This is a genomic window from Paraburkholderia sp., from assembly GCF_035501035.1.
GTDB lineage: Bacteria > Pseudomonadota > Gammaproteobacteria > Burkholderiales > Burkholderiaceae > Paraburkholderia.
In genome coordinates, this window is record NZ_DATJWR010000104.1 from 1 (window position 1) to 23278 (window position 23278).

Here is a 23278-nt window from a genome sequence, read left to right on the forward strand (position 1 = left end):
TGCGCTGGTCGTCTTCACTGGCGTGTCCGGATCGGGCAAATCGTCGCTGGCATTCGGCACGTTGTACGCCGAAGCGCAGCGGCGCTATTTCGAGTCGGTCGCGCCGTATGCCCGGCGCCTGATCGAGCAGGTCGGCGTGCCTGAAGTGGACGCCATTGAAGGCCTGCCGCCCGCGGTCGCGTTGCAGCAGCAGCGGGGCACGCCGAGCGCGCGCTCGTCGGTTGGCAGCGTGACCACGCTGTCGAGTCTCGTGCGCATGCTCTATTCGCGCACGGGCGACTACCCGCCGAAGCAGCCCATGCTGTTCGCCGAGGATTTCTCGCCGAACACGGTGCAAGGCGCCTGTCCGACTTGCCATGGACTTGGCCGCGTGTACGAGGTCACGGAGCAATCGATGGTGCCCGACGACTCGCTGACCATTCGCGAGCGCGCAATCGCTGCATGGCCGCCCGCCTGGCACGGACAAAACCTGCGCGACATTCTGGTGACCCTTGGCTACGACGTCGATAAACCGTGGCGCGATTTGCCGAAGAAGGACCGCGACTGGATTCTCTTCACCGACGAACAGCCGACCGCGCCCGTCTACGCCGGACTCACGCCGAAAGAAACGCGTGCCGCGCTCAAGCGCAAGGACGAACCAAGCTATCAAGGGACATTCACCGGTGCACGCCGCTATGTGCTGCACACGTTCGCGAACACGCAAAGCGCGCTGATGAAAAAACGCGGTCGCAATTCATGATTGGCAGCGTCTGTCCGGCCTGTCATGGCAAGCGGCTCAAGAAGGAAGCGCTGTCGGTGAAATTCGCCGGGCTCGATATCGGCGCGTTCGCTCAGTTGCCACTAGCCAGACTTGCCGAGATGCTCGAACCGATCGCGCGCGGCGAATGGCCCGAGCCCGATGCCGCTCATTCGGGCAAAGACGCCGGCAAAGGCAGCGTGCTCAGCAGGAGCGCCATGCGCGATGCCGTCGATAAACGGATCGCCGCAGGCGGGTCCGCGCATAAAGCCTCGCCCGACGTGCGGCGCACACCCAACCTGTCCGAGGAAAAACGCGTCGCCGCGCAACGCATTGCAGCCGAGTTGCTCGAACGCCTGACGACCCTCGTCGATCTGGGTTTGGGCTATCTCGCGCTGGAGCGCAGTACGCCCACACTGTCATCCGGCGAACTGCAGCGCTTGCGACTCGCCACGCAGTTGTCGTCGCAGTTGTTCGGCGTCGTGTATGTGCTCGACGAGCCATCGGCCGGCCTGCACCCCGCGGATGCCGAAGCGCTCTTCAGCGCGCTGCAGAGCCTGAAGGCCGCGGGCAATTCGCTGTTTGTCGTCGAACACGATCTGCAGATGATGCGGCGCGCCGACTGGCTCGTCGATGTCGGTCCTGCGGCCGGCGAAGCCGGCGGCCATGTAGTCTATAGCGGGCCGCCCGCCGGCCTCGCGAATGTCGAAGCGTCACATACCCGCCGGCATCTGTTTGCGCCGCCCGCGCCCGTCGCACGCGCGACGCGCGAACCGGCTGGCTGGCTGCGGCTCGCCGGCATCACGCGCAACAATCTGCATGGGCTGGACGTCGCGTTGCCGCTCGGCTGCCTGACTGCCGTCACGGGCGTGTCGGGCTCGGGCAAATCGAGCCTCGTGAGCCAGGCGTTGCCGGAACTGGTCGCTAGCCACCTTGGACGCGTCTTTGAAAACCCGGACGACGACGAGCAGGACCCGTTGCTCGCGGGCGCGAGCGTACCGACCGGCGGCCGCATTGCCGAAGGCATGGATGCGCTGCGCCGCCTTGTGCGCGTCGATCAGAAACCGATCGGCCGCACGCCGCGCTCCAATCTCGCCACCTACACGGGCCTCTTCGACCACGTGCGCAAGCTGTTCGCCGACACGCCACTGGCTCACAAGCGTCGCTACGGCGCGGGCCGCTTCTCGTTCAATGTGGCGCAAGGCCGTTGCCCGACGTGTGAAGGCGAGGGCTTCGTCAGCGTCGAACTACTGTTCCTGCCAAGCGTCTATGCGCCCTGCTCGACCTGTGACGGCACGCGCTACAACACGCAGACGCTGGAAGTCACATGGCGCGATAAGAACATCGCCGAGGTGCTCGGCTTGACCGTCGACGCCGCCTGCGACTTCTTCGCCGACGAAGCCAGCGTGATGCGCGCATTGAAAGTGCTGCGTGACATCGGCCTCGGCTATCTGCGGCTCGGTCAGCCCGCCACCGAATTATCCGGTGGCGAAGCTCAGCGCATCAAGCTCGCCACGGAACTGCAACGCGCGCAACGCGGCGACACGCTGTATATCCTCGACGAACCGACCACCGGACTGCATCCCGCCGACGTCGACCGGCTGATGGTGCAACTCCAGGGACTCGTGGATGCCGGCAACACCGTCGTCGTGGTGGAGCACGACATGCGGGTGGCCGCACAAAGCGACTGGGTTGTCGACGTCGGCCCGGGCGCCGGTGACGCCGGCGGGAAGATCGTGGCGAGCGGCACACCGGCCCAAGTCGTGCGCGCGAAGGAAAGCCGCACCGCCGAGTATCTGCGGCAGCACCTCGTAGCATGAAAGAAGGAAGCGTGTACGCTAGCGAGCCCCGCGTTTGTCTTTCAGGAAGTTGATCAGCGCGCGCAGGTTGAGCGGCAATAGCGCGCGGCTCGCCGTGTAGAGACAGAAACCAGGGAAGCTCGGACACCATGCGTCGAGTGCGCGCCCGATGCGGCCATCGTCGAGTTGCTCGTGTACGTACTCCTCGATGACGTGCAGCAGACCCCGTCCTATGTTGCAGTAGGGGCGCTTGCAAGTGCACAAACAGTCATTCATGACCGCACTGATGACCGCTAGCGCGATCCGCTTCCTGCGTCGTGCAACGACGAAGCTCCAGCCGGCCCGAACCGTGTCTCGGCGTAAGGTTCGATGCACGCTGCCGATACGGGCTTGCCAATGAAATATCCCTGCACGGCATCGCAACCGAGTCCTTTGACGAGGACGAATTGCGTTTCGGTCTCGATGCCTTCCGCGACCGTTCTCATGCCCAGCGCGCGCGCGAGTGCCACCATCGCTTCGACCATCGCGCGTGCCTGCTGACAGGTCTCCTTAGCAGTGAGCTCCTGCACGAACGACTTGTCGATCTTGATGCGATCGACAGGCAGCCGTGTGAGGTATGCGAGGCTGGAGTAGCCGGTGCCGAAATCGTCGAGCGAGACGGTCACGCCGAGCTTTCGTACAGCTGAAAGCGCGCGCGACGCGGCGGCGAAGTCGCTCATGACGGCCGTCTCCGTCACCTCGATGTCGAGTGCGGAAGCGCATACGCCGGCCGCCTCGGCCGCTTCCGAAACCAGTGCGGCGAGATCGCAGTTCTGGATCGTCGTGGCCGAGAGATTGACGGCGACCTTGAACGGCATGCGGTTCGCCGCCTGCCATTTCGCCGCCTGCCGGAACGCAAGGCGAATTAGCCAGTCGCCAGTCGCCTCGTAGGCCGGCGATTCAAGCAGCACGTCGAGGAAGTTGGCCGGCGTGAGCAGCCCCAGTTGCGGATGGTTCCATCGCAGAAGCGCCTCGGCTCCGTAGACGCGGCCAGTATGCAGGTCCAGTTGTGGCTGGTAGTGCAGTTCGAACTGGCGCGCGGCGCTCGCGCTCTCCAGATCCGCGCGCAGCCGCCGGCGATACGAGAGGCGCTGCGCATCCTCCTTGCCAAACGACCACACATGTGAACCGCCCGCGCGCTTCGCGTGATACATCGCGGTGTCCGCATTACGCAGCAGCTCGCCCGCATTCGATGCCGAGACGGGGTAGCGCGCCACGCCGATGCTCGCGCTCACCGAGGCCCGCACGTCCAGCGTCTGAATTGGCTCGCGCATGCGTATTGTGACGTCGCGCGCGACGCGCGCGGCCTCGCCCTCGGGGGCGTCGACGAGGAAAATTACGAATTCGTCACCGCCGATGCGCGAAACATGGGCGCCTTCGGTAAACATGTCGGAAAGACGCTCGCCGATGACACGCAGCACTTCATCGCCCGCCGCGTGGCCAAACGAGTCGTTGATATCCTTGAAGCGGTCAAGGTCGATGAAGAGCAGATCGACAGAAGCGGCCGCGCCTTCGTCGACCAGATTGCGAAGGCGCAGCAGCAGTTCCCGGCGGTTGAGGAGGCCGGTCAGTTCATCATGCGTGGCTTGGCGCAACAAACGTTCGGAGATCGCGCGCGCTTCGGTGACATCGCGAACCAGCACGACGATGCCGTCGTCGCATGGGAACGCACGCACCTCAAACCAGGTACCTAGCGGCGCGTAGAAGTCGGTCGCGGTGCTGGGCATGCAGGTCTCGGCCGCCTGCCGATAGGCTGCTTCGTAGCTCGACCCAATGAGATCTGGGTATTCGGCCCAGATCTCGCGACTCAGCAGGTCCTCGGACCGACGCTTCAGGAGCCGGGCAGCGGTCCGGTTGATGTTCCGAAACTTCCACTCCCGGTCGAGCGCCATGATGCCGTCCGTGATGTGATCGAGTATTTGAAAACTTTCCACGTCCTTCCCCGCCCTCCATCGACCGCTGCAACGGTCCCGATATGTCTGCAATCGCGAACAGTGCGTATCGTAAGAGGAAGTTGGCATGTTTGGGAACCGATAGCTTTTCTGCGCGGCCAGGTCACGTGTGCCGTTCTGGGTATGACCCCTCCGAGGAGGGGACCGGACGCCTCAATGTCCGAACTCCGGCGGCATCGAATGACGCCCGTTGGCCGCCTACTGCCAAACGCGGCTGCCCGAAACCGACTCAAAGCGCTAGTTGGCGATGAGCCGAGCCAGAGACGACCTCCATTGCACGCTCGCTACGCACGCCTTCAACATCCGTTCGGCCCCGAAGATGTGATGCATCCCGGAGTCAGCGCGCCGTTACCCGCCGACCCGATGCATGCCGAAGCCGCGCCGCTGTCTGCCAGTGGACCGTAACCCGCCAGCCCGATCCAGGGCTGGCGTGACTCATCCCATGGATCAGGGTTGGCGTTTGCCGCGGCCACCTGCGGGTTTGCCAGCAGGCTTGCGTGAACCGGCACCTGCCTTGCTGGCGGGTTTGCTGCGTGGCGTTTGCACGCTGAACGGGCTACCGCTGGACAAGCTTGTGCCTTTACCCGCGGCCACAGCGCGCTGCGCCGCAGGCTTGAGTTTGTTTTCGCCACTTTGCGGGCGCGGCTTCTTACTGGGCACCTGCATGGAGCCCGGTGCAGCTTGCGGTACTTTGGACTTCTTGGGCTTTTTGGGTTTCTTGATGAGCTGGCCCGTCGCGCTGGTTTGCGGCACGCGGTGTTCGGCTTCAAAACCCGGCTCCTCTTCACGGCGCAGCGTTTGCCGGATCAGCGCTTCAATCGCGGCCAGTTGTGGTGCTTCATCGGCACACACAAGGGACACCGCCACGCCGCTGGCGCCCGCGCGGCCGGTACGGCCAACACGGTGCACATAGTCTTGCGCCACGATAGGCAGATCCACGTTGATCACCAGTGGCAGGTCGTCGATGTCCAGCCCGCGCGCAGCCACATCGGTGGCTACCAGCATCTGCACTTCGCCCGTCTTGAAGCGCTCCAGCGCACGCAGACGCGCGGGTTGCGGTTTGTCGCCGTGGATGGTGTCGACCGAATAGCCCGCATCGTCCAGCATGGCCGCCAGGTAGTCCACGCCACTACGGGTCTTGACGAACACCAGCGCGTGCTCCCAGTTGTTCTCAGCCACAAGGTGCATGAAGAGGTCAGGCTTGTTCTTTTTATCCACCGTCACCACCCACTGCTTGATCTTGCTGGCCGTGGCGTTGGGCGGGCTGACGCTGATATTGACCGGGCCGCGCAGAATGCCCGCCGCCATGGTGCGGATTTCATCGGTAAACGTGGCAGAGAACAACAGGGTCTGGCGCTGGGCGGGCAAGGCAGCAAAGACAGCGTTGAGTTCGCGCGCAAATCCGAGATCCAGCATGCGGTCGGCTTCATCCAGCACCAGCGTTTGCACTTGATCAAACTGCACTGCGTTCTGGCGATTGAGATCCAGCAAACGGCCCGGGGTGGCAACGAGCACATCCACGCCCTTGCGCAACTTCATCATCTGCGGGTTGATACTCACACCCCCGTAGGCGGCCAGAAATCGTAAGTCGAGGCCTTTGCCGTAAGCAATAAAGCTTTGCAGCACCTGTTCAGCCAGTTCACGCGTGGGAACCAGCACCAGAACACGCGCGCGGTTGCTCGACACCGCCGGTCCGTGTTGCACCAGCCGTTGCAACAGGGGCAGCGCAAACCCCGCCGTCTTGCCAGTGCCGGTCTGTGCCGCGGCCATGAGGTCACGGCCACTGAGCACAGCAGGAATCGCTTTGGCCTGCACCGGCGTAGGTGTCTGGTAATTGAGGTGCTGCACATTGCGCAGTAAGGGATCGATCAGGCCAAGCGAGGCAAAAGACATTGGCGTATTCCGGGCTAAAACCGCAATTTTACCGGTTGCTGCCTGATCGCGCCGCGCCGGCAAGCTGTACTGTGAGACACCGGGGCGCAGCACCGCCGCCAGCGCCAGCCTCAATTGCATCAACAGCAAGCGCACATGTGGCCGGGCAAGCCGCCACGCGCGCACCTGCATCGCCGCTAGCGGCTTGAATTAAGGACGGAGTTCTATCAGGCTATTTTTTGCGAATATAAGTATTCCTACTCATTTATGAGCTCTATCGCTTCGTTTACGTTATCGGGACAGCACCATCAGGCTTTTGCCGATCGATCTGCAACTTCATATTTGCACTGTCCTGATTCGTATCGCGGACATCGCATCCAGCGTGCGACCAACGAGTCCTATTGAGCCCCTCTTCGAGCGAGGGACAGCACGAAAGCGCTGTATGCCGGATATTGCGCGCGAGGTGAATCTGCTCACGCGGGAGCAATGTTCTGATTCATGCGGAAGAAGTTATCCGGATCGTACTGGCGTTTGATGGAAGCCAGCCGCGAATAATTGTCGCCATAGGCTTCCTTCACGCGTTCGTCACCTTCATCACCGAGGTTGTTTGCATAGACGCCTCCTGATGAATACGGCCTCAACGCTTCCCATATGCTGCGCGCCCATTGGACGTTCACGGCATCTTCCGCTTCCTCGTCCCAGGTGGCGACGGGAAAGCAGTCAAAGTTGGCGTCGCGATGCGGGTACGCGGTCGCGGACCCTGCGACGCGGGCAATGGCTCCCCCTACATGCTGAAAGACCAGCAGCGATGACGGCGAAGGCGAGCGTTCATAGGCGCTCACTACGGCGTCGATCGCGCCATCGTCGATCGCTTTCAGGAACTGTGCTTTCCAGTAGTACCTCCGGCCTCGCGGAAACACGCTGTCGCCGTTCGATTGAATCTGGAGGTAGGGCATGCGCTCGAGACGGCAGTCGGCGGGAGGGCCTGACTTCATCAGTGTCTCGAGAACCTGTAGACCGGACTCCGGGGCGCCGACATAGCAAGCCGATATGCTGAAGAATCGCTCGCCGGAAGGATTGGCGACGAATGCAGCGTCTGCGCTCAGCTCGTCCGGCGCGTTGCGCGCAAACTGATCATAAAAGCGCAGTGCCGCGCGCGCTTGCTCGAACGGGTAAAGCAGAGAGCAGACAAGCAACTCGGGATCAAGCGGGTGAAGCCGAAAGTGAAAAGCTGTCGCGATGCCGAAGTTGCCTCCACCGCCCCGGACGGCCCAGAACAGGTCGGAATGTTTGCTGTCGCTCGCCAACAGCTTTTGCCCGTCGGCAGTGACCATTTCGACGGCGACGAGGTTGTCGCAAGTCAGCCCGTATTTGCGGCCGAGTTTGCCGAAGCCGCCGCCCAACGTCAGGCCGGCAATGCCCGTGTCGCTGATCACACCCGTTGTCGTCGCGAGGCCGTAGGCCATGGTGGCTCGATCGAACTCGCCGAGGTTGAGGCCAGCCTCCGCACGCACAACGCGCCGGTCAGCGTCGACTTCGATCTGTTTCATCCGGGAAAGGTCGATGACGATACCGGCGTCGCAGACTGAAAGGCCCGCCACGTTGTGACCGCCGCTGCGCACCGCAACCCGCGAATCAATCGACCCGGCAAAGCGCACGGCTGCAACCACGTCGTCAGCGTCGGCACAATAGACGATCATTGTTGGCCGCTTGTCGACTGTCCCGTTCCACACCCGGCGCGCCTCGTCGTAAGCCGGATCCCGGGGCAGGATCAGCGTGCCGTGAAGCGTGTCATGGAGTTGCTGGAACTGCCGCGAGGCAGCGTCTCTTTCGTCCTTCTGGACGTGCGACGCCTCTGTTTGCGTGCTCATCTTGCCTCCTTCGCATCCGCTGGCGCTCAAGCCGAAATTCAAGGGTTGATCGCCTGATGGTTTCATTTCCCAGTCGTCAAAGCAAAATGAAAGAATTCACCTTTCAGATGAGAAAACTTCATCTAGACTGAATAGATGCGAAAGTTGCCCCCTCTGCGTTCGCTGCAGGCGTTCGAGGCGGTTGCGCGGCATCGCAGTTTCAAGGACGCCGCGGATGAACTCAACGTGACGCCGACGGCCCTGAGTCACCAGATCCGCACGCTGGAAGAAGCGTGTGGCAGGCAACTCTTTGCGCGGCGGCCAAGACCCATTCGACTCACCGATGCCGGACAACTTCTGTATCCAGCACTGCGCAGGGGATTCGATTCATTCGCCGATGCCCTCTTCACGGTTGCCGAAATGGGCAGCACGCGCGCGCTGCGGATCACCAGCCCGAACGCTTTCACGAGTCGCTGGCTGGTTCCGCGGCTGTCGCTATGGCACGAGTCTCACCGCGACATTCCCCTGCAGATCATCGGTACCGACGCAGTCCTCGACCTGGAGGCCGGCGAAGCGGACGTGGCGATACGCTACGCACGTTCGCCGCCAAAAGGTCTGGTATGTAAGGAGATCGCGCGAGATGCGTTCTTCCCTGTGGCTAGCCCCGGCCTCCTCGGAACAGAAAAGCCATGCCCGATTGAGGCGATAGACCTGCTTCGATTTCCTCTGATCCATTACGAGTGGACGAACGGAGATCCCGATGCGCCTTCCTGGTCGCGCTGGTTTTCTGCTTCGGGTGTTCCGGTAGCGGCATTCACGTCTCTTCGGAACAGGCGTGATTTGAGCTTTCGGGAAGAACTCCATGCGATCGACGCTGTACTCGCCGGCCAGGGAATCGCGCTGTGCAGCGCCATCGTACTGGAGCGGGCACTGCTGAGCGGCGCGCTCGTGACAGTGCATCCGTTTGCGTTGCCTGGTTACGGTTTCTACGTCGCCCATCTTGCGGAGCATGCGAGGTCCAGCGCAGTTCGCGCCTTCGTACAGTGGGTGGTCTGCGCGCGTCGCACTGAGGAGCGGCTCAGATTCCTTTGAAAATCAACCGCCATGTTGGCTTATCGACATGTTGCCTGGCAGGCTCCGGAACGATCCGGCGAACTTCGCGACACACCGACAAGCGATGATCAGAGATCTCCGCGCACCTCACCCGTTCCCAGCACGTTCCGCTGCCGGTTGACCTCCGCCCAAAGCTCATCGCTGTCGTCATTGCGCAGCAGGACGACCCAGTCCAGTTGATCGTCGGCCACGCCGAAGTATTCCTGGATTTCCCTGCGAACGGCATCGCCGAACTGCGCGTATTCCGGGGCTGCCTGGGCCTGCGCGTGCAAGGCGTCGTATGCCGCATCGTCCGCTCCGCCGCCGTGCTCGTCGATGTAGCGCGAGATCCACAGGTCCCGTTCGCGGTCGTAATCGGCCTCGGCGCGCATCGCCTGCACAGCCGTGTAGAAGTCCAGTTGGGCAAACGCGGCGATCGCCGCCGTTGTTGCCTCGTCGAATGTAGTTGTCATCCCATATCTCACGTTGCCGGTTGCCTAGTATCGCGCGGGCCGCATCCGGGCGGGTGCCGTGAATCCGGATGGTGCGACATGCCCAACGCAGTGTCGTGACCGGCTGCGCTTAGAATCAACGCACACCCGACGAAGGCGCTACGACAAAGCGAGCTTTCGGCGCTGAGGAAAGTGCGCTATGACCCGTCACCATAGAACCCTGCCGCCAGGTCTTCGTACTGCGCATTTACGGCGGCGATGCCGGCGGGATATTCGCTCGCGCGTGAACTATTCTGAAGGGATTACTGGCGGCTGGCTTTCTTCTACGCATTCGACAGGAGGTGTGCCATGTCGATGTCGACCACCCTGGAGGAGCGCTTGGGCGCGGGTGAGTGAGCGGAGGAGGCCGCAGCGCATCAAATGTCGACGTACCGGTAAAACTCCCACGCCGAGGCGCGGTTGCGATACGCGGAGCATCGAAGGTACGCACGGCGGCGACTCAAGGAGCGAACGATGAAATTCTATGCGCGTGAGTACGAGGGGCGTCTGGAGGTGTTCAGCTTCGATGGTGTTTATAGAATTCGCATAACCCAGTTGTGCGGCGCGGCACGAGAGGCGTTCGTGGATACCGTCCAGCTATGGATAAGTGACGGTGTATCGGCAGACGAAGCCGTCGCACGGGAGGCAGAGTCGTTGGCCCGATTAATTAAGGAATACTAGAAAATGCGACGTTGCCGGCCTGGACGTTGCGCCTGCCGCGGCTCGCGTGGTTTGACTCAAACGGCAAGCGTCACGTCGACCGTAGCGAGGGGTTGCAGTAAGCCAGCAAAAGCACGGTTCGCACGCCGCGAACAGGTCGGCCCAGGCGAACGGTTCGCGCCGTGTGTAGTCCTCTAGTGCGCTCACATAGCGCCGCACGGCGGTCCAACGACCGCAGGGCCACCGATAGCGCCCCCTTCGCCGGCGATCGGCCCAACGACAGCAAAGGCCGAGTCGAACGCATCGGCTGTCCGGCAGCATTCTGGGCCTAAGCGGCCTCGAAGGTGGTTGTCCTGCGGCAGCGAAGGAGCAGCCGGCGCTGGCGCTTCATCGGGCCTTCACGGCCACATCAGCGCGGGCAGACCGGGCCGAGCCGTGCGCCAATCGTGCGGCATGCCGCGAGCAGCGGCTCGATGTAGCAGCGCTGCGCGTCGGCTTCGCGGCGAAACATCGGCATGCTGATACTCACGCAGCCCACCGCACTGCCATCGGCGCCGAGGATCGCCGCGCCGTAACACCAGATCGATTGCTCGTTCTCCTCACGGTCTTCCGCATAGCCACGTTGCGCCGTGAGCTCGATCTCGCGGCGGATCGCGTCGAGGTCGGTCATCGTGTGCTCGGTGAAGCGCACGCGCGGCGCCTGCAAGAGCCAAGGCTCGCGTTCGGCCGGCGTGAGGGTGGCGAGCCACGCCTTGCCGACCGAGCTCGACGTGAGCGCCACGCGCGTGCCGATACGCGACGCCATGCGCACGGCGTGCGGACTTTCGAGCTTCTCGATGTAGACCATCGCGCCGTCGCTCGGCACGGCGAGGTGCACCGTTTCGGAGGTGGTGTTGCGCAGTTCCATGAGCGCATCGACGGCGGCGATGCGCAGGTCGGAGCGCTCCCAGCTGCGGCTCGCGAGACTCACGAGCCGGGGGCCGAGTGCGAATGTATTGCCGCTGCCCACTGTCATTACGAGCCCTTCGGCTTGCAGCGCGGCCACGATGCGGTGCACGGTTGGGCGCGGATAGCCGCTCGCCGCCACGAGCTTCGCGATGTTCGGCGGCGTGCCGGCGTCGGCAATGAGCTGGAGCACGGCCATGAACTTGGAGAAGGCGGCCGCGCCCGCGACAGCCTTGGTGTCGTCGGGTTGAGAAACAGCGGGGGATTCGGTGGTGGGCATCGGAAAGCTTACGGGCACATGTGGCGCCATTATGCCCGCAATCGCGGGCCCCGGACTACGGCGTCGCGCGCACGCGCGGGCCTCGTGGCGTCCGGGGGCGCCGCGTTCACGGCTGCATCATGCGCACAAATAGCCGCCGTCGACGGGCACGATCGCGCCCGTCATGAACGAAGCCGCAGGCGTGCAGAGGAACGCGGCGACATTCGCCACCTCCTCGGGCTGCCCCCAGCGTTTCATCGGCGTGCGTTCGAGAATGCCTTGCGAGCGCCCGTCGTCGTCCTGCAGCGCCTGGGTGAGCGGCGTCGCGATCCAGCCTGGCGCGAGCGCGTTCACGCGGATGTTATCGCTCGCATAGGCAATGGCGAGCGAGCGTGTGAGTTGCGCCACGCCGCCCTTGCTCGCGCTGTACGCCGGTACGAGGCCGCCGCCGAAAAAGCTCAGCATCGAGGCCGTGTTGACGATGCAGCCCTGCGACGCCTTCAGCAACTCGCGCGCGCTTGCGCACACACGCATCGTGCCGTTGAGATTGATGTCGAGCACGCGCTCGAACACTTCGATCTGATGCTCCTCGCCGCGGCTGATCACGCCCGCGCAGTTCACGACGATATCGAGCCGTTCGAAGCCGCCAATCACGCGCGCGACGTCATCGGAGGAGCGCACGTCGAGCGTTGCGCGTTGCACGCCAGGGCCGAGCGCTTCGGGCGTTCCGGCGGGCGGCGGCAGGCCAGCAGCCACGGTGCGTGCGCCGAGCTGCGCGAGCCGGTTGGCGATAGCCGCGCCGATGCCGGAGAGGCCGCCCGTCACGAGCGCGACCTTGCCCTGCAGAAGATTGTCCTTGAATGTCATGATGCGTAGTGCGAATGAAGTCGAAATCAGGTGGGTTGGGTGGCGGCCGCGTGGCTCGCGCCCTCGGGCGCGACTTCCCTGACGACGAAGAGATACACGAACGCGGCGGCAAACGCGACGGCTGCGCTGATGAGCAGGGCATTCACGAACGAGTGCGTCTGGTCGACGACGATACCCGTGATGAGCGGCGCAAACGAGCCGCCAAAATAGCCGCCGAAGTTCTGCATGCTGCCGAGCGAGGCCACGAGGTGGCGCGGCGCGGCCACGCTCACGAGCGCCCAGGCGGCGCCGCTCGACATGTTCACGAAGAACATCGCGGCCGAAACGTAGGCGATGGCGAGTGCGGTGCTCGGTGTGTACGCGGCGGGCACGGTGAACGCGGCCGCGCCGATCAGGCCGACGCACAGCGGCCACTTGCGGCTGCGAATGGCCGGCAGGCCGCGCTTGAGCAGGTAGTCGGAAATGAAGCCGCTGCTTGCCATGCCGATCGTGCCGAACACATAGGGAATCGCGACGAGCCAGCCCGTATGCGCAATGCTGATGTGACGTTCCTTCTCGAGGTAGCCCGGCAGCCAGGTGAGATAGAGCCACACCATGTAGATCACGCCCATGAAGCCGAAAATCATGCCCCACGTATTGCGCATCTTGAGCAGCGTGCCCCATTCGGCGAAGCTCAGGGCCTTCTTCTGCGGTGCTTCGGTGGCGCCGTCTTCGAGCCAGGCGGTTTCTTCGGCGGTGAGCGCAACCTGATCGCGGTTGCGATAGACCACATACCAGCCAATCGCGACGAGCACGCCGAGCACGCCCATGATGATGAACATGGGGCGCCAGCCGAACGAGAGCATCAGCACGGTGAGGAGCGGCGGCGCGATCATGGGCGCGATGGTCGAGGACGACACGAACGTACCGGTTGGCGCGCCGCGCTCGCGCACGGCGAACCATTCGTGGATGACCTTGGCTCCCGCAGGAAAGAGGGGCGCCTCGGCGATACCCAGCACGACGCGCGCGGCGAGGAAGTGATTGAGCGTCTGGATGAAGCCGCCGGTCACCTGCGCGAGCGACCAGACGAGCATGCCGAGCCCGAGCATCACGCGTGAGCCGAAGCGGTCGAGCAGCGCGCCGACCGGCAACTGCGCGAACGCGTAGGCGAGCGAGAAGGCCGAAAGCAGCAGGCCCATTTCCGAGCTGCTCAGGTGCAATTCTTGCGCCACCGAATGATTGGCGATGGACAGGGTGCTGCGGTCGAGATAATTGACGATGCCGGCTATCGTCAGAAAGGCGATGGCGATCGTCTGGGTGCGTTTGAGCCGCTTCGGTTTTTGGGGCATGGCTCGTCTCCTGATGGCTGTTCTAGTGTGTGGTCGGGGGGCGGTTATTCGTCAATCAATACGTGGCGCGGCCTCCCGAAAGATCGAAAACTGCGCCCGTGCTGAACGTGCAGGAATCCGAACAAAGCCAGAGCGCAAGGTCGGCGACTTCATCGACTGTGCCGAGGCGTTTGAGCGGGCTTTTGTCGATCATCGTCTGCACGTGCGCGGGCGACATCTGGGCGAGCAACGGCGTTTCCACGGCGGCGGGCGCAATTGCGTTGACGAGAATGCCCGTTTGCGCAAGCTCCTTGCCCAGCGACTTGGTCAGCGCGATCACGCCGGCCTTGGCCGCGCTGTAAGCGGACGCGTTCGGCGTGCCCTCCTTGCCTGCGAGCGACGCCACGTTGACGATGCGCCCCGTTCCTGCGCGGCGCATGACTGGCACCACGAAGCGGCACACGTGATAGGTGCCGAGCAGGTTGACCTCGACGATGCGCTGCCATTCGGCGGGATCGTAGGCGTCGAGCGCAACCGTCGAACCGGCGAAGCCCGCGTTGTTCACGAGGTAATCAATACGCCCGAACTCGGACAGCGTGGCGGCCAGCGCGGCTTCGATCGTCTCGGGGCGTGTGACGTCCACTTCGACATGACGGGGCGCCGTGTGAGCGTCGAGCGTGCCGGGAATGCGGTCCCAGTTGACCGTGCGTGCGCCGCCGCGCGCGAACGCGCTGCAGATCGCGCGGCCAATGCCGCCCGCGGCGCCCGTCACGACGGCTACGCGCCCCTCAAAGTCGTATTGGGCGCGGCTCATCGAATGAACTGATCCACGTAGTCCTCGCCGAGTCCAACTGCCGCGTAGTGCTTGCGGCACATGTCGATCTTCGTGAACACGTCTTCGTAGCCCGTGTAGTTGCCCCACGGATCGCAGTAGAACATCACGCCGTTCACCTGAAAATACGTGATCATTTCCTCGACGTCTTCCGGGACGTAGAGCGTATGCGTTTCGCCCGGCGGCTCGAACACGTAGCTGCCCTCGGTGGCTTCCCAGTCGTGCTCCAGATAGCGCCAGCGGCCCTTGAGCACCATGCCGTGAACGGCTTGAGGGTGACGATGCCTGCTAAGGACACCTGACTTGCGTACGCGCAACAGGTTCATCCAGTAGCCCTGCGCCGTGTTCAGGCAGAGCGGGCGGAACCAGACGTTTTCCGCCTGCGGCACCCAGACGCGTTCGTCGGTGGGAATGGCCATGGGGACGACGATTTCCTGCTGCGCTTCCTTGGGGAACGGTAGCTGGTACGGCGTCATGGGGGAGTAGGTTTTGTCCGACATCGGTTGCTCTCTTTTGTCCACAATATGGACATGAAGTCCACGATATGGTTGATTGTGCGGGAGAATTTTGATTAAGGTCAATGCCAGGGTTTGCCCCGAGCCAGGCCGGCGGCACGTTAGCCTTCGGTTCCGGGTTCGCCGCCCAACGCTTGCATCAGCAGTCGTGCCGCGGGCGAGAGCGGCGCTCCCTTGCGCGTGACCAGCTCATAAGGTTCGCTGCGCGAGGCGAGGTTCAGCGCAAGGATGCAGGCCATCTCCTGGCGTGCGAAGAACTGCGCGACGTCGATGGAAACCAGCGCGACGAACGAAGGATTGCCCTGCAGCAGGGCGAGCGTGGCGAAAGCGGAGGTCGTTTCGAGCAGATGCGTGGGAAAGCGGATTCCGGCGTCGCGGAACTCGCGCTCGAGCAAAAGCCGCATGGGCATGTTCGCCCGGTAGACCACCCATCGATACTTCGCCATGTCGTGTAGCGTGAGCTTCTTCGCGCGCCGCAGCGGATGGCGCACGTTGGCAATGACGGCAAGCGTCTCATCCTGAAGCTTCGTGGTGTCGTAGTGCTGCGGCGTTTGACTGACCGTCGTGCGGCAGATCGCGAGGTCCAGCCTTCCGGCATCGATCAGGCTAAGGAGCGTGGCGCTCGTATCCTCGACGATTTCGACCGACATTTCCGGATGCTCGACGATCAGCGTGGAAATCGCATCGGTGAGCAGCGGCACGGCGCCCATGATGACCCCCACCGCTACACGCCCTCCGTGGCCACGCGAGAGTCCCACGAGCTCCTCGCGCAGGTGCGAGAGATCGGTATGGATCAGGCGTGCATAGCGGATGGCGCAGTGCCCGGCTTCGGTGGGCTCGAGCCCGCGGTTGGTGCGATTGAAGAGGGGCGTTCCGAACGTCGTTTCGATCTCCTGCAGCGCCTTGCTCGCGCCCGGCTGCGTGAGCGCGACCTGCTGTGCGGCCTTCAGCAGCGAGCCGTGATCGCCAAGGGCAATCAAAAGCCGCAGTTGTTTCAGGTGGAGGCGAGAGATGATCGAATTGAGCGACGGGGTCATTGGGTTGAGGGAAAGTTATACCTGTATTAATTCTTCTCAATTACCGCCTGGTGGGCGCCTCCCTATACTGGCCCAAAACGGCACGCTGTGCAACGGCATCACGACGTTCACGTACTGGTCGACAGTGCTTGCAGTCGCAACGATTGACTTCGCTATAACTGACGCTCATTCCTATGTCCCTCATCAACTACATCACACAGATTCAGTTCGATTTCGGCGCCATCCGTCTGCTCAAGGACGAATGCGAGCGCGTGGGCATGCGCAGACCGCTGATCGTCACGGACAAGGGCGTGCACGCGGCGGGCATCATCGACGTTGTCCTCGGTGCGCTGGCGGGCATCGCACCGGTGCCGATCTATGACGGCACGCCGCCGAATCCGAACGAGGCTGCGGTGCGCGAGGCCGTGGCCGCATACCGTGCGGGCGATTGCGACGGCATCGTCGCGGTGGGCGGCGGCTCGTCGATCGATCTGGCCAAGGGCGTTGCCGTTTGCGCGACGCACGAAGGTCCGCTGCAACGATTCGCCGTGATCGAGGGCGGGGCGACGAACATCACGGCGAAGACGGCTCCGGTCATCGCGGTGCCCACGACAGCGGGCACGGGCAGCGAAGTGGGCCGTGGCGCGATTCTCATACTCGACGACGGCCGCAAGGTCGGCGTGATTTCTCCCTTCGTCGTGCCCCGCGCGGCGATCTGCGATCCTGAACTGACGCTGGGCCTGCCGCCCGCGTTGACGGCGGCGACGGGCATGGACGCCATCGCGCATTGCATGGAGACTTTCCTTTCGCCCTTGTTCAATCCGCCCGCGGACGGCATCGCGCTCGATGGGCTTTGGCGAGCATGGCGCCATATCGAGCGCGCGACGCGTGAGCCGCGCGACCGCGTGGCGCGGCTGAACATGATGAGCGCGTCGATGCAGGGCGCGCTCGCGTTCCAGAAGGGGCTGGGTTGCGTGCACAGCCTGAGCCATTCGCTTGGCGGCATCAATCCACGTTTGCATCACGGCACGCTGAATGCGATTTTTCTGCCTGCCGTGCTCGGGTTCAATAAGGATGCCTCAACGGTTCGCGACGAGGACAAGCTCAACCGCATGGCAACGGCGATGGGGCTTGGCAGCGGCGCCGAGGTGGCGCCGGCGGTGCGGGCAATGACAGAGCGGCTTGGCTTGCCGGCGGGGCTTGGGCAACTGGGTGTCACGTCCGCCATGTTTGCGGACATCATCAAGGGCGCACTCAAGGACCACAGCCACAAGACCAATCCTCGCGACGCTTCCGAAGACGATTACCGCGCCATGCTCGAAGCGTCGATGTGACCGGCCGCCTCCTGCGACTTCAAGCAGGGCGGGAGGCACAGCGGCCGCCACGCCTCGCGCCTGCACGACGTTCTAGATGACGTTCGGCGCGTGGCGCGGCTACCCGGCGAAGCACTGGCGTGCCTCGAGTGCCACCAGCATGGCCTCGAAGTCTTCGACGGGAACCGGGCGGCAGAAAAGGTAGCCCTGGTAGGCGTAGCATCCCGCCGAGGCGAGGAAGGCGCGTTGCGCCTCGGTTTCGACGCCTTCGGCAATCACGCCAAGGCCAAGGCTGTGCGCGAGCGCCACGATGGTTCTGGCGATCACTGCGTCGTTGGGGTCGACGAGAACATCGCGCACGAATGAGCGGTCGATTTTCAGCTGGTCCAGCGGCAGGCGCTTCAGGTAGGAAAGCGAAGAATAGCCGATGCCGAAATCGTCGAGCGCGAAGACGATGCCTTTGGCCTTCAGCGCCTCCATCTTCTCGATGATGTCCTGCACGTTGTTCACCAGCACGCTTTCCGTCAACTCGAGTTTCAGCCTGTCCGGTCTCGCGCCGGTTCGATGGATCGTGGCCAGCACGTTGTCCACGAAGTCGGGTTGGTGGATCTGCTGGACACTGACATTGACGGCAATCGTCAGATGCGCCGTGTCGGGCCGCGCTGCCCATCGAGCCAGTTGCGTGCAGGCCGCGTACAGCACCCAACTGCCCAGCTCGACGATCAGCCCAGTATCTTCCGCCACGGGGATGAAATCGGCCGGGAACACGAGCCCGCGTTCGGGGTGCTGCCAGCGCACCAGTGCCTCGACGCCGGTTACGCGGTCGCCGTCGATCTGCATCTGGTAGTGAAGCCGGAACTGTTCGCTTTCGATGGCCTCGCGCAGCGCCGCTTCGAGCGTCGCGCGTTCCATCACGACGGTCTGCATGTCGGGGTCGAAGAGGCGCACGGCGTTGCGTCCTCTTTCCTTGGACTTGTACATGGCCAGGTCGGCCTGCTTCATGAGGTCGTCGGTCGATGCCTGATACCCCTTGAACACGGTGGCGCCAAGGCTTGCCGTGCTGCGGTAGTCGATTTCGCCAAGACGATACGGACTCCCGAGGACCGAGAGAATCGTCTCTCCAAGGGCTTCGGTTTGCCTTGCCGCTTCGTTGCGCTCGGCGCTCAGGTTTCCCACCACGACAACGAATTCGTCGCCGCCCACTCGCGCTACGGTGTCGCCCGCGGGCAGGCTCGCCGCCAGGCGCCTGGCCACCTCCTGCAGCAGCAGGTCACCCTTGTCGTGTCCCAATGTATCGTTCAGCGTCTTGAAGTGATCCAGATCGATGAACAGCAGGGCGCCGCTGGTGTTGTGCCTCGCGCTGGTCGCGATGGCCTGTTTCAGGTTATCCAGCAGCAGCGTGCGATTGGGCAAACCGGTCAGCGCGTCGAAGAAGGCCAGCTCCTTGATTCGCTCATCGGCGATCTTGCGCTCGGTGATGTCGCGCCCGCTCGTGCGAAAACCGATGAATTCTCCTTTCGAATCGGTGATCGGAACCCAGGACGCGGAAAGCCACATCAACGATCGATCCTTGCGCACGCAGCGAAACTCGAGGTTGTCGCCGCGAGAACCGTGCTGTGCCATGCGGAACGCGGGCGCGACACGGGAGATGTCGCCTGGATAGATCACGGTGCATGCGAAGTTGTCCATGGCCATGCACTCTTCGACGGTGTAGCCGATATACTGCTCCACCGCCGAGTTGATCCAGCGCGGCTTGCCCTCGGGCGACCACCATATCTCCCAGTTGACCGTGCAGTCGGCAATCGCCCGGAATTTTTCCTCGCTCTCGCGCAACTCCTTCGTCATGGACGAGGCAAGCCGTATTGCGCGGCTGCGATGAGTCATGAGCAGCCTCGCGAGCAGCGCGAGCAGCAGGCTCAGGCCCGTGCCGGTGATCGCGATCAGCGACGCCGCGTCCCGGCCGAAACGGGCCTTGAATCCTTCGCGGGCGGCCATGTTCAGCGTCCAGTCGTGCCCGCAGACGACGAGATATTCGCTGGCGGCGAGGTCCGTGGGGACATGATGGCCGGGTGCGCCGGACGTTCTGTAGAGCAGCGCCTGAGGCGACCTCTCCACGCCGTCGTAGATGGCGATGGAGAGGCCGGGCGGTTCCTCGCCGTACAGACTGGCGATGACGTCGCGCATGCGGAAGGAGGCATAAACCCAGCCAAGCAGGCGCTTACGGCGTTCGGCTGCGTTTTCCGGCGCCTGGCCGCGTGTATAGACGGGCATGTACATGATGAAACCGGGGCTGGCGTCGGGCCCAGTGTCCACGGCGAGGCGAACCTTTCCGGAAAGGGTTGCCATGCCCGAATCGCGCGCCTGTTCCATGGCGCGCCGCCTGACGGGGTCGACCCAGGCATCGAAGCCGGGCGACGCGCGATTGGCACCGGTGTACGGCTCGCGCTGAACGATGGGCGCATAGTTTTCGCGCTGGCCTTCGGGCTCGATCGTGTAGCCCGGCAGCCCCTGCCGACGCATGGTCGCGACATGTTCGGCCTTTTGTGCCCCCGGCACCCACGCGATGATGCCGATGGCCTGTATGCCGGAAAAGTTCGCGTCGACATTGAGAGCTTCGACGTAGGCGCGGAACTGGTCGCGCTCGACCTCTGCGCTGGCGGCGAACAGGCCCTGCACGCCGCGCAGCAAGAGCTCGTAGGTGCCCATGCGTTGCTCGATACGGCTCACCACATCGCCGAGCGAAAAGTCGAACTGCTGCAGCAGTTCATGCCGGGCGGCCTCGCGCTCGTGATTCCATAGCGCCCACGTCACGCCGAGCGCCGTGGCGAGAATCAGTAGCGGGAGCAGAACGAGGCGCGTCCGGTTCATGGCGGCGTTTAGAAGGGGACCATGGAATCGACGAGGTCGGGTTTGAAGTATTTCAGAAAGATACGCCGGACGGTGCCGTCCGCGATCATTTCATTGACGAGTGCGCGCCACTTTTCGCGCTCCTCGGGCGAAAGCGCTTTCTTAGACATGATGAGGCCATGCGGAATGGGTGGGTCGTCGAACTCCACGATCGTTGTCACGTCCCGAATCTTCTTTTCATCGATTGCGGGGTAGTCGAAAGGCTCGATGATCATCCCCTGAATGCGCCCGAGCGTGAGCGCCTGGTACAGCGGCTCGAGGCCGCCCGCCTGGCTCACGCGGTTTTCGGCCGACAGTGAATCGACTAGCCGGTTGGCAGACTCGCTGTACCGGAAGCTGCGAATCACACCCAGCTGAAAATTATCGTTGTGCTCGAAATCGGCCAACTGATGGATGCCGGAATCCTTGCGCACCAGCAGGTAGTACTTGTTGCTGAAATACCAGGCGAAGTCCGCGTACTGATTGCGCTCGTCATTGGCGATGCCCGAAAGGCTGAAGTCCAGCGCGCCGGATTCGATCAGCTTCCAGATGCGGGCTCTCGACATCAGGCTCACCCGGATCTGGCAGCCGCTGCGGCGCGCCAGTTCGTCGGCGAAGTCCTTGTCGATTCCGGTGTCCGTGTCGACGGAGTAGAGCAGGCCGTGGTCGTGCAAGGCCAACGTATACGAACGCGAACAATCGGGGCCCGCGGCAACTGCGGTGCCAAGGCAGCCTAGCGCCAGCAGCAGCCCCCCAAGGCAATTTCGAATCACAGTTTCTCCGTTGTATGAGAGTGACCTGAAAAGCACGTTCAATCTGTTTGAAAAGCGCGCTCGTAGCAGCGTCGGCGAAAGGGTTTGCTGTGGCCCTGGCTGTTCCCTTTCGCTGGCCGCCAGGCACATGCCTTTCCTCTTGGCGTGGCAGTGCCGGGCGAAAAACACTCTGTACGCCTTATCGGCAGCGCATCGCCAATCTTGAGGTCGGCCGGAGTTATTTTTTTGAAAGCTTTCGGGGCAGCGATGGTTGAGTTGCAACTAACTGTCAAATAAACCGGGAAGCTTGAACAACAGCCAGCGCATTTGCATGCGAGCGCTGTGTTCGTCAGTCAGGGGGATGGCCGTTTCGCGTACGCAGAGACGGAGAGGGCAGGGGCTGCCGGGCAGGTGCCGGCAGCCGGCAATGGCATGTAGCCGCGCGGCGCGAGGGCTTGCGCCGTGGGGCTTGTTTCGCGAAGCCGCACGCGACGGCGCCAGGTGTTACGGTGGCGACGGCGCGGGGGGCGGCCGGCGTGGGCTTCGCCGGATAGCGGAGCTAGAGCGTCAAACGGCGTATTCGGGAACCGCTCAGCTATGTTCGGCCGTATCCTTGTTCAGCATGCTCTTGGGAATCGCCAGAATGAGGACGCAGCTGACGAGGAGGCAGGCGCCCAGCGCATAAGTCCCGTTGTTGATGTCGCCGGTCAGGTCTTTCGCAACGCTTGTGATCATCGAGCCGGTAAAGCCCGACAGGTTGCCGACCGAATTGATGAGCGCAATACCCGCCGCCGCCGCCGTACCCGAGAGGATCTGCCCCGGAAACGTCCAGTAGATTGGCATCAGGCCGAGAATCGCGCACGTCGAAATGGTCAGGAATACGATCGAAACCGGCACATTGTTCGCGAAGAGCGCGCTAAGAATCAAGCCGACTCCGCCAATACAGGCGGGAATTGCCGCGTGCAGCCGGCGCTCGCCGGTTTTGCGCGAGTGGGACGCGTTCCAGATCATTGCGGCGACCGCGCTGAGATAGGGAATGGCGGTCAGCAAGCCGATATTGAACGTGCTCTTCACGCCGGATGCCTTGATGATGGAAGGCAGCCAGAACGCCAGCCCATAGAACCCGGTGTTGAAGGTGAGGAGGATGAAGGTCAGCAGCCAGACGCGCGGGCTCTTGAGCGCCGCTGCGACGCTGTGCGTCTTTTTCGCGCTTTCCTGCTCCAGATTCCTTTGCAGCACGGCCTTTTCGGATGCCGTGAGCCATTGCGCGGACTGAATGCCGTCACCCATGCGGAAGAACACGACGAATGCGACGAGTATCGAGGGAACGCCTTCGAGCAACAGCATCCACTGCCAGCCTCCCAAACCGAGCAGGCCGTGGGTGTTCTCCATCAGCCACCCGGAGATGACGCCGCCGAGCGTGAGGCTCACCGGAATGGCGATCAGGAATCCGGACATCGCAATGCTTTGGCGCCGTGCCGGAAACCAGTAGTTCAGATAGAGGATGATGCCCGGGAAGAAGCCGGCTTCACAAACGCCCAGCAGAAACCGGAGGATGTAGAACATCGTCGACGTTTCGACGTGGAAAAAACTCGCCAGCGGCGAGATGAACGCGAGCGACGAAGAAACGATGCCCCATGTCACCATGATGCGGGCGATCCAGAAGCGCGCGCCGTATCGGTGAAGGAGCAGGTTGCTCGGCATTTCGAAAAGAAAATATCCCCAGAAGAAGATGCTTGCGCCCACGGCATAGACGCTGTCGCTCAGGCCAAGCGAGTCGAGCATCTGCAGCTTCGCAAAGCCGACGTTGACTCGGTCCAGGTAGGCAACGACGTAGCACAGCAGCAGGAGCGGCAGAATGCGCTTCAGTACCTTGCGGTACAACTGTTCTTCGGCTTCGTTGACGGCGGCTGGCGAGTCCGCAATCTGGGTCATGGTTGGCACGGGGGTGTCTCCTTTTGCATAAGTCATTGAACGGTCTCGCTGCGAAGCAGACCGTTCCCGCTACTTCGTCGTGGTGTGGCCGGGCTTTGCCCGGCTAGTTCAAGGGCGCGCGCGTTCGAGTTGCGAGGCGTCGAGGCGCTGGTCTCGCGGC

17 protein-coding genes and 1 pseudogene are annotated in these 23278 nt (G+C 63.1%); 4 read left to right on the forward strand and 14 right to left on the reverse strand.

Translation table 11 applies throughout. The features are described 5' to 3' along the window. Window positions 1-2556 (forward strand): annotated as a pseudogene (locus VMJ11_RS07610) (excinuclease ABC subunit A); the annotation flags it as partial. A gap of 18 nt (window positions 2557-2574) precedes the next feature. Here VMJ11_RS07610 and VMJ11_RS07615 read toward each other — a convergent pair. The 4 genes from VMJ11_RS07615 to VMJ11_RS07630 all read right to left on the reverse strand — a co-directional run bounded on the left by VMJ11_RS07615 (window position 2575) and on the right by VMJ11_RS07630 (window position 8269). Beyond that, window positions 2575-2811, reverse strand: a complete 237-nt coding sequence (locus VMJ11_RS07615) for a hypothetical protein (RefSeq protein ID WP_325618528.1) — start codon at window positions 2809-2811, stop codon at window positions 2575-2577. A 17-nt stretch (window positions 2812-2828) separates the two neighbouring features. Then, the gene (locus VMJ11_RS07620) at window positions 2829-4508 is read right to left on the reverse strand and encodes a putative bifunctional diguanylate cyclase/phosphodiesterase (RefSeq protein ID WP_325618530.1); all 1680 of its coding nucleotides are present in this window, start codon (window positions 4506-4508) and stop codon (window positions 2829-2831) included. Between the two features lie 465 nt (window positions 4509-4973). After that, entirely contained in the window at window positions 4974-6419 is a 1446-nt protein-coding gene (locus tag VMJ11_RS07625; RefSeq protein ID WP_325618559.1) for a DEAD/DEAH box helicase, read from the reverse strand. Window positions 6420-6871: 452 nt separating this feature from the next. Next, entirely contained in the window at window positions 6872-8269 is a 1398-nt protein-coding gene (locus VMJ11_RS07630; RefSeq protein WP_325618532.1) for an FAD-binding oxidoreductase, read from the reverse strand. Between the two features lie 135 nt (window positions 8270-8404). Between VMJ11_RS07630 and VMJ11_RS07635 the strand changes: the two genes are divergently transcribed. Continuing rightward, entirely contained in the window at window positions 8405-9340 is a 936-nt protein-coding gene (locus VMJ11_RS07635; RefSeq protein WP_325618534.1) for a LysR substrate-binding domain-containing protein, read from the forward strand. Window positions 9341-9429: 89 nt separating this feature from the next. Here VMJ11_RS07635 and VMJ11_RS07640 read toward each other — a convergent pair whose 3' ends face one another. Next, window positions 9430-9813: an ATP-dependent protease gene (locus VMJ11_RS07640; protein ID WP_325618536.1), complete on the reverse strand. Its 384-nt coding sequence runs from the start codon at window positions 9811-9813 to the stop codon at window positions 9430-9432. Between the two features lie 492 nt (window positions 9814-10305). Here VMJ11_RS07640 and VMJ11_RS07650 point away from each other — a divergent pair, with 492 nt between their 5' ends. Further along, entirely contained in the window at window positions 10306-10512 is a 207-nt protein-coding gene (locus tag VMJ11_RS07650; RefSeq protein WP_325618538.1) for a hypothetical protein, read from the forward strand. Window positions 10513-10900: 388 nt separating this feature from the next. Here the strand turns inward: VMJ11_RS07650 and VMJ11_RS07655 are convergent, their stop codons facing one another. From VMJ11_RS07655 to VMJ11_RS07680, 6 genes are all read right to left on the reverse strand, one after another. After that, a complete protein-coding gene (locus tag VMJ11_RS07655) occupies window positions 10901-11716 on the reverse strand; it encodes an IclR family transcriptional regulator (protein WP_325618540.1) in 816 nt (271 codons plus the stop codon). A 117-nt stretch (window positions 11717-11833) separates the two neighbouring features. Further along, window positions 11834-12562 carry an SDR family NAD(P)-dependent oxidoreductase gene (locus VMJ11_RS07660; protein ID WP_325618542.1) on the reverse strand — a complete coding sequence of 243 codons (729 nt, stop codon included), beginning with the start codon at window positions 12560-12562 and terminating at the stop codon, window positions 11834-11836. A 26-nt stretch (window positions 12563-12588) separates the two neighbouring features. After that, entirely contained in the window at window positions 12589-13890 is a 1302-nt protein-coding gene (locus tag VMJ11_RS07665) for an MFS transporter (RefSeq protein WP_325618544.1), read from the reverse strand. Between the two features lie 55 nt (window positions 13891-13945). Next, the gene (locus VMJ11_RS07670) at window positions 13946-14683 is read right to left on the reverse strand and encodes an SDR family NAD(P)-dependent oxidoreductase (protein WP_325618546.1); all 738 of its coding nucleotides are present in this window, start codon (window positions 14681-14683) and stop codon (window positions 13946-13948) included. Further along, window positions 14680-15201, reverse strand: coding sequence for a 2,4'-dihydroxyacetophenone dioxygenase family protein (locus VMJ11_RS07675; RefSeq protein WP_325618548.1), 522 nt, complete (start codon window positions 15199-15201; stop codon window positions 14680-14682). The genes VMJ11_RS07670 and VMJ11_RS07675 overlap by 4 nt, the downstream gene beginning before the upstream one ends. 116 nt (window positions 15202-15317) lie before the next feature. Then, window positions 15318-16253: a LysR family transcriptional regulator gene (locus tag VMJ11_RS07680; RefSeq protein WP_325618551.1), complete on the reverse strand. Its 936-nt coding sequence runs from the start codon at window positions 16251-16253 to the stop codon at window positions 15318-15320. A 173-nt stretch (window positions 16254-16426) separates the two neighbouring features. Here VMJ11_RS07680 and VMJ11_RS07685 point away from each other — a divergent pair, with 173 nt between their 5' ends. Next, window positions 16427-17566, forward strand: a complete 1140-nt coding sequence (locus VMJ11_RS07685; RefSeq protein WP_325618553.1) for an iron-containing alcohol dehydrogenase — start codon at window positions 16427-16429, stop codon at window positions 17564-17566. 99 nt (window positions 17567-17665) lie between these two features. Here VMJ11_RS07685 and VMJ11_RS07690 read toward each other — a convergent pair whose 3' ends face one another. From VMJ11_RS07690 to VMJ11_RS07700, 3 genes are all read right to left on the reverse strand, one after another. Next, window positions 17666-20413, reverse strand: a complete 2748-nt coding sequence (locus tag VMJ11_RS07690) for a bifunctional diguanylate cyclase/phosphodiesterase (RefSeq protein WP_325618555.1) — start codon at window positions 20411-20413, stop codon at window positions 17666-17668. Between the two features lie 8 nt (window positions 20414-20421). Further along, complete coding sequence (locus VMJ11_RS07695; RefSeq protein ID WP_325618561.1) at window positions 20422-21204, reverse strand: substrate-binding periplasmic protein; 783 nt, start codon at window positions 21202-21204, stop codon at window positions 20422-20424. 570 nt (window positions 21205-21774) lie between these two features. Continuing rightward, window positions 21775-23118: an MFS transporter gene (locus VMJ11_RS07700; protein ID WP_414694332.1), complete on the reverse strand. Its 1344-nt coding sequence runs from the start codon at window positions 23116-23118 to the stop codon at window positions 21775-21777. Window positions 23119-23278 lie beyond the last annotated feature (160 nt).

Excerpts from the sequence above, each read along its gene's own strand:
- VMJ11_RS07615 (WP_325618528.1), bottom strand. The coding sequence starts at position 2,811 with ATGAATGACTGTTTGTGCACTTGCAAGCGCCCCTACTGCAACATAGGA.
- VMJ11_RS07625 (WP_325618559.1), bottom strand. The coding sequence starts at position 6,419 with ATGTCTTTTGCCTCGCTTGGCCTGATCGATCCCTTACTGCGCAATGTG.
- VMJ11_RS07630 (WP_325618532.1), bottom strand. The coding sequence starts at position 8,269 with ATGAGCACGCAAACAGAGGCGTCGCACGTCCAGAAGGACGAAAGAGAC.
- VMJ11_RS07635 (WP_325618534.1), top strand. The coding sequence starts at position 8,405 with ATGCGAAAGTTGCCCCCTCTGCGTTCGCTGCAGGCGTTCGAGGCGGTT.
- VMJ11_RS07640 (WP_325618536.1), bottom strand. The coding sequence starts at position 9,813 with ATGACAACTACATTCGACGAGGCAACAACGGCGGCGATCGCCGCGTTT.
- VMJ11_RS07650 (WP_325618538.1), top strand. The coding sequence starts at position 10,306 with ATGAAATTCTATGCGCGTGAGTACGAGGGGCGTCTGGAGGTGTTCAGC.
- VMJ11_RS07655 (WP_325618540.1), bottom strand. The coding sequence starts at position 11,716 with ATGCCCACCACCGAATCCCCCGCTGTTTCTCAACCCGACGACACCAAG.
- VMJ11_RS07660 (WP_325618542.1), bottom strand. The coding sequence starts at position 12,562 with ATGACATTCAAGGACAATCTTCTGCAGGGCAAGGTCGCGCTCGTGACG.
- VMJ11_RS07665 (WP_325618544.1), bottom strand. The coding sequence starts at position 13,890 with ATGCCCCAAAAACCGAAGCGGCTCAAACGCACCCAGACGATCGCCATC.
- VMJ11_RS07670 (WP_325618546.1), bottom strand. The coding sequence starts at position 14,683 with ATGAGCCGCGCCCAATACGACTTTGAGGGGCGCGTAGCCGTCGTGACG.
- VMJ11_RS07675 (WP_325618548.1), bottom strand. The coding sequence starts at position 15,201 with ATGTCGGACAAAACCTACTCCCCCATGACGCCGTACCAGCTACCGTTC.
- VMJ11_RS07680 (WP_325618551.1), bottom strand. The coding sequence starts at position 16,253 with ATGACCCCGTCGCTCAATTCGATCATCTCTCGCCTCCACCTGAAACAA.
- VMJ11_RS07685 (WP_325618553.1), top strand. The coding sequence starts at position 16,427 with ATGTCCCTCATCAACTACATCACACAGATTCAGTTCGATTTCGGCGCC.
- VMJ11_RS07690 (WP_325618555.1), bottom strand. The coding sequence starts at position 20,413 with ATGAACCGGACGCGCCTCGTTCTGCTCCCGCTACTGATTCTCGCCACG.
- VMJ11_RS07700 (WP_414694332.1), bottom strand. The coding sequence starts at position 23,118 with ATGACCCAGATTGCGGACTCGCCAGCCGCCGTCAACGAAGCCGAAGAA.